This window comes from Ruminococcus callidus ATCC 27760 (assembly GCF_000468015.1).
Taxonomy (GTDB): domain Bacteria; phylum Bacillota; class Clostridia; order Oscillospirales; family Ruminococcaceae; genus Ruminococcus_C; species Ruminococcus_C callidus.
Map to the genome: position 1 here is coordinate 672 of NZ_KI260415.1, position 4,837 is coordinate 5,508.

Here is a 4,837-nt window from a genome sequence, read left to right on the forward strand (position 1 = left end):
ATATTCATCTGCTACCTCCAAGTTCTGCTTTGACTGCCTGCATCAAAGCGGTCTGGGTTTGTTCCTTTCGAGTCAGGGCTTTCAAGATACGTTCGTCAATCGTACCCTTGGTGATGAGATGCTGAATGACAACCGTTTCCGATTGCTGCCCCTGCCGCCACAGTCTGGCGTTGGTCTGCTGGTAGAGCTCCAGACTCCAGGTCAGTCCAAACCACACCAACACATTGCCGCCTGCCTGCAAGTTCAAGCCATGACCAGCAGCGGCAGGATGTAGCAGACCAACTTGCAGCTTTCCGGCGTTCCAGTTCCGAATACTGTCAGAGGACTGGATTTCCTGATAGGAAACATTCAGCTTTCGCAGTCGCTCTTGAATCCGCTCCAAATCATGCTTGAACCAATACGCCACCAGAACGGGCTTGCCGTTGGCTGCCTCTATCAGGTCTTCCAGTGCATCCAGCTTTCGATCGTGAATGGGAATCACCGCTCCGGTGTCGTCATACACTGCACCATTTGCCAGCTGGGAAAGTTTGTTGGATAGACTTGCAGCGTTGGCAGCGGTAATCTCGCCATCCGGCAAGTCTAACACCAATTCTTGTTTCAATTGCTTGTATCGTTCTCTTTCTTGCTTAGAAAGACGAACTGGAACTTCTGTCAACAAAAGTTCTGGCATTTGCAAATAATCAATCGCTTTCATGGAAATGGTGATGTCTGAAATTTTATCATAGATTTGTTTCTCTGCCTGCGGCAAAGGCTTGTAAGAATAAACCACCATCCCATTTCGTTTATCCGGCTGAAAATAGGCTGTTCGATATTGTCCAATAAATCTTCCAAGCCGCTGTCCCATATCCAGCAAACGAAACTCTGCCCATAAATCCATCAAACCATTACTGGACGGTGTTCCCGTTAAGCCGACAATGCGTTTCACCTTTGGTCGAACTTTCATCAGTGCCTTGAATCGTTTCGTCTGATGGTTCTTAAAACCGGATAACTCATCAATCACCAACATATCGAAATCAAACGGAATACCGCTTTCCTCTACCAGCCAACTGATATTCTCACGATTCAAAATGCAAATATCCGTCTTTGCATGCAGGGCTTGTCTGCGTTCTGCGGATGTCCCAACTGCTACACTGTATTTCAGATGCTTCAAATGTTCCCACTTTTCAATTTCTGCTGACCAAGTATCCCGTGCCACACGAAGGGGTGCAATCACTAAAACACGGCGGATTTCAAAGCGGTCAAACAACAACTCATTGATTGCTGTCAATGTTGTGACAGTCTTCCCTAAACCCATATCCAGAAGAAGTGCTGCCACAGGATGCTCCGTCAAAAACTGAATCGCATATTGCTGATAGTCGTGTGGAATGAACTTCACGGTGTTTCACCTCCGACTTCATCCAAAATGGGACGGATTTGTTCCAGACTATCCAGACAATACACGGAAAAACCAACACGCTCAAGCTGTTGTTTTCTCCGGATTTGTAACGCCCGCATCTTCTCACCCGGAGCCTTTACTTCCACAAACGCAATTTTTCCACCCGGCATCAATACGATTCGATCCGGCACTCCATCCGTTCCCGGACTTGTAAACTTCCAACAAAGACCTCCTCTGGACTGCACCTCTTGTACCAACCGGCTTTCAATCATTTTTTCACGCATTTTAGCCACCTTTTCAAGTTTTTTCTTTTTTGGGGTGCTGGTCGATTAAGGTCAATATATAAAACCCCTTTTAGGCTGAAAATTTGGTAAAAATTACCTATAAGAAGAGTTTACGAAATGACCTCCTCCGACCTGCACCCCTGCCCATCATTCTAAAAATTCCGACTTGATTTTTACACCATAAACGATGATACCTTTCTTGGTTCTCTTTCGTTCAAACCCTGCATTTTCAAGACCCGTGTAAAAGTCCGTTGTACTCCTTGTGTACTCTCCATTTCTGGAACAATACGAACGATACTCCTGATACAATTCGCCTGATTTTTGCTGGTAGGTCTTATCTACATCACAGCAGTCTTCCAGAAATGCCGACATCCAGTCGTTGCTTTCCCGATATGCGTGGATTGCTTTTTTGACGCACTGTGGAACTTCCAGTTTGAATTGTCGGTCAATGACTTGTTTCGCTCCCTCCATCACCCAAGACAGAATTGCTCCGCCAGCGTGTTCGACCAGATAATCTGCAAAATTCTTGATGTCAGATTTCCCCTCCAGCTTTGCCAGAAACGGGATCACAATCAATCTACGCCACGTTCCATCATCGTTGGCTCCAACCCTCGGCAGGTGGTTCGTGTATAACACCAGCGTATGAGCAGGTGTATAGCGGAACGGATCCTTGTATTTCTTCTCCGCTTGGATTTCATCCGTGGAACAAAGCTGCTTGATGACCGCAGTATTCAACCGCATTCCTTCTTCCAGTTCTGCTGCAATGACCAGCCGTTTGCCCTTGAGTTCTGCCATTTCCGGCTTTACATTTCGCTTGCAGCCGACCGTCAATGCATCTGCGGACATTGTTCCGCTGTAACTTCCAAGCACCCGTGAAATGGCATTCCAGAAGGTGGACTTGCCGTTGCTGCCTTCGCCGTAGGCAATAATCAATGCCTCTTGATACACTTTTCCAATCGCACAAAGCCCGCAGATTTGCTGCACATAATCCGTTAAACTTTGATCGCCGCAGAAAAAGCAATGCAAGGCATCTTTCCAAATTTCTTCTCCCACGTTGTCCGGCGAAACAGCAGTCATTTTTGTGAGGTAATCCTCCGGATTGTGCGATCTTCCACCATTCACGCCTTTCTGCAAGTCATAGGTTGCTGTCGGTGTGTTTAGCAAGAACTCCTGACTGTCAAAATCTGCGATATCTTTCAGCAGCATCGGTTTTGCTGCTTGTAATGCCGAAGAGATGTACTTCATATCTCTGCGTTTCATGACGAAAGTTCGGTAAGTCAGGGCAGAACGATATTCGATGTACGCTTTTCTGCTGACGTCATCCACGGCTTTTTCCAGCACCTTTCCGCCCTTGGAAATTGTTTCAGCATCTACTCCGCTGTCCAGCAGCATCTTGTGTGTCATTTCCAGCGTTCGTTCTGCTTCTTCCAGCTGCTTGTCCAGAAATGCTTCGCATCTGCCAACAGCAGTCTGTTTCGATTCTACCCAGTGTGTTTGCAAATAGCATAAGTATTCGGTTGCATCTGTATAGGCAAGTTCGCCTTGTACCTGTTCTGCAAAAACTTTTGCTTGCCCAATATCGGAATAATCCTCCGGTCGCAGGCTATACATCTGCCCGTATAACTCCGGAGCAATATATCCGTCTTGTTTGGATACTCGCTTTCCGAAATTTTTTGCACTCTGCCAAATCATGTGCAGTTCTGATTCCGCCAATGGTGGGTTGCACTTTTCTGCTGCCTTTTGAAACAATTGATACGCTGCCTCTGTATTGCCATAACGCTTGATCAGTTTCCCAGCGATATGACTCATTGTGCTGTTTCTGGAGCCTTCTTGGATTAATTCCGTCTGAGCATCCCATTCTGCAAAAGCATCTTTTTCAAAAAATTCAGCAAGCGTCAGATTGCCTTGATACCATTCCACTTTTGGATTCTCCACACCAAAAAAGAAATGTGCCTCGTCCAGTGCCTTTTCATCGAAATAGGGAAACTGTTCCAGAACCTGTTTTTTCAAATTCTGTCGTTCTGTTACGGACATTCCTTTTTCTGCTTCAAAATAGACATGAAACTTAGGACGTGCAATTCTGTTTCCCTTGTTTTTCATGTGGTTTCTGCTATAGGCAACTGCGAATGCTACGTCTGAAAATGTCAATGCCAGTTCCAAAGGTGTAACCCAATCTTCTGGATTTTCAGAGTGGCTATTATCGCAATCAAACATCAGACAATCGCTCTCTATAAAGCTGGCATTGCTTCTTTTATCATCCGTGAATTTTGCAGAAACGTGGTCAAATTGCACCGCAGACTTCAAACTTTCCTCGTCAATTACCTCTACATCCTTCGGATATTTGATATTTTTTGCGTTTTCACGGCAAGTAGCAGTATAAAGCGTAAATTTCATTTCTTTGCCTCCAGTTCTGCAATCAGCGTATTTGTCTGACTCATAATTCCACGCACTTGCTTTTGTATATCACGCAAAGAGTCCATAGTAATTACATCTCCAGACTGTTCGCCATCTTGCCCCGTTAATAAATAATCTGTCGACACGCACAAGTAATCCGCCATTTTTAACAAAAGTCTCGGTGAGGGAGCTGTATCACCTTTTAAGTACAGAGAGATTGTTTGCGGTCGAACTCCAACATGTTCAGCCAGTTCTTTTTGTGTAATTCTTCTGCGGTACGTTGGATGACGCTCCATCAATTTTTGCAGTATTTGTGGGAATTGATACATTACTCTATTTCCTCCAATTCTTCTGTAAAATACCGAATGGTCATATGCCGCCGCTTTGCCCATTTGATTTCCTGCTGCACCCCCTCCGACCGCACAGAACCAAATACCCACAGCTGGGCACACTTTGACAGCAGTACCAAATTCATGAACATCGCTGTCTGACGATCTTCGCCCAGACTGTCATCCATGAACTGCGGAAACAGCAAGTGGGGAGCGATAGGGACATAGTGGGTATCTACTGCAAAGCGGCTGTATCGTCTGGCGTTTTCGATATTGTCATTGATGCAGCCGTGGGAATAGGGAGAACAAATGTATACCAGCGGTCGATAAGCGGCAGCTTTTTTCGCCCTGCGTTCCTCTCGTTCAATACGGCTCAGTGCCTCATAAGCAGTGAGATCAATGTATCCCTCGGCATTATACCGATTCATGCAATACTCCTTTCAGCCGTTTCTGTG

At 45.7% G+C, this 4,837-nt stretch carries 5 protein-coding genes; all 5 read right to left on the minus strand.

Going from position 1 to position 4,837, the window contains the following annotated elements; translation table 11 throughout:
- Window positions 1-4 precede the first annotated feature (4 nt).
- Window positions 5-1,375: a DEAD/DEAH box helicase gene (locus RUMCAL_RS08575; RefSeq protein WP_021682357.1), complete on the minus strand. Its 1,371-nt coding sequence runs from the start codon at window positions 1,373-1,375 to the stop codon at window positions 5-7.
- Window positions 1,372-1,659 (minus strand): VRR-NUC domain-containing protein, encoded by a 288-nt coding sequence (locus RUMCAL_RS08580; protein WP_021682358.1) that lies wholly within the window; start codon window positions 1,657-1,659, stop codon window positions 1,372-1,374. Before RUMCAL_RS08580 ends, RUMCAL_RS08575 begins: the two co-directional genes overlap by 4 nt.
- A 147-nt stretch (window positions 1,660-1,806) precedes the next feature.
- Window positions 1,807-4,053 carry a phage/plasmid primase, P4 family gene (locus RUMCAL_RS08585; RefSeq protein ID WP_021682359.1) on the minus strand — a complete coding sequence of 749 codons (2,247 nt, stop codon included), beginning with the start codon at window positions 4,051-4,053 and terminating at the stop codon, window positions 1,807-1,809.
- Window positions 4,050-4,382, minus strand: coding sequence for a helix-turn-helix domain-containing protein (locus RUMCAL_RS14655; protein WP_021682360.1), 333 nt, complete (start codon window positions 4,380-4,382; stop codon window positions 4,050-4,052). The genes RUMCAL_RS08585 and RUMCAL_RS14655 overlap by 4 nt, the downstream gene beginning before the upstream one ends.
- Entirely contained in the window at window positions 4,382-4,810 is a 429-nt protein-coding gene (locus tag RUMCAL_RS08595; protein WP_021682361.1) for a DUF7768 domain-containing protein, read from the minus strand. The genes RUMCAL_RS14655 and RUMCAL_RS08595 overlap by 1 nt, the downstream gene beginning before the upstream one ends.
- Between the last annotated feature and the right edge of the window lie 27 nt (window positions 4,811-4,837).

Coding starts and splice junctions, on each gene's coding strand:
- RUMCAL_RS08580 (WP_021682358.1), bottom strand. CDS start 1,659: ATGCGTGAAAAAATGATTGAAAGCCGGTTGGTACAAGAGGTGCAGTCC.
- RUMCAL_RS08585 (WP_021682359.1), bottom strand. CDS start 4,053: ATGAAATTTACGCTTTATACTGCTACTTGCCGTGAAAACGCAAAAAAT.
- RUMCAL_RS08595 (WP_021682361.1), bottom strand. CDS start 4,810: ATGAATCGGTATAATGCCGAGGGATACATTGATCTCACTGCTTATGAG.
- RUMCAL_RS14655 (WP_021682360.1), bottom strand. CDS start 4,382: ATGTATCAATTCCCACAAATACTGCAAAAATTGATGGAGCGTCATCCA.